This is a genomic window from Gilvimarinus sp. 2_MG-2023, assembly GCF_030547685.1.
Lineage (GTDB): Bacteria > Pseudomonadota > Gammaproteobacteria > Pseudomonadales > Cellvibrionaceae > Gilvimarinus.
Map to the genome: position 1 here is coordinate 453 of NZ_JAUOQM010000021.1, position 861 is coordinate 1313.

At 55.9% G+C, this 861-nt stretch carries 1 protein-coding gene; it reads left to right on the forward strand.

The annotated features are described in order from the left end of the window. Nucleotides 1-861: phosphoenolpyruvate carboxylase (locus Q4526_RS04500; protein WP_303609544.1), on the forward strand; the 861-nt coding region annotated here is incomplete at both ends.

Here is an 861-nt window from a genome sequence, read left to right on the forward strand (position 1 = left end):
CAAATTTGCCGCTACTTGGGCTCAGTACAAATCGCAAGAGCGCTTAGTACAGCTGGCCGATAAACACGAGGTGGATTTAGTTTTGTTCCACGGTCGCGGCGGTACCGTAGGCCGGGGCGGCGGCCCGGTGGAAAAGGCCATGGCCTCGCAGCCGCCGGGTTCGGTGAAAGGCAAAATTCGGGTCACCGAGCAGGGCGAAATGATCCGCTATAAATTCGGCTTACCTAAAATTGCTTTTAGTAGCTTGTCTACTTATATGGTGGCAACTTTGCGCGCGACACTGGAGCCGCACGAAGCGCCGCAGGCGCAGTGGCGCGATCTAATCGAGCGTATGGCGCAGGCCAGCCTCGAAGGGTATCGCCGAGTCGTTCAGGGGCACCCACAGTTTGTGCCTTACTTTCGGTCGTTAACGCCCGAGCAAGAGTTGGGCCTTTTGGCGCTGGGGTCGCGTCCTGCCAAGCGCAAATCCACCGGCGGTGTCGAAAGTCTACGCGCTATTCCCTGGGTCTTTGCCTGGATGCAAGTGCGCTTAAATCTGCCCGCTTGGTTGGGTACCCGTCAGGCGCTGGAGTTTGCCCTGAAAGAGTCACCCACAACGTTGAACGATATGGTCGACAACTGGCCGTTCTTCTCATCATTTTTGGATTTGCTGGAAATGGTCATCGGCAAAGCCGACACGCCCATCGCCGCCTATTACGAAAAGCAGTTGGTGCCACAAGAGTTGCACCCGCTGGGGCAGGAATTGCGGGCGGATCTTGGTGCGCTGGAAGTGCTGATTAACCGGATTAAAAAACAAGATGAACTGTTTGATTCCGATCCGGTGCTGCGCCAGACACTCAGTGTGCGCAAACCTTACATAGA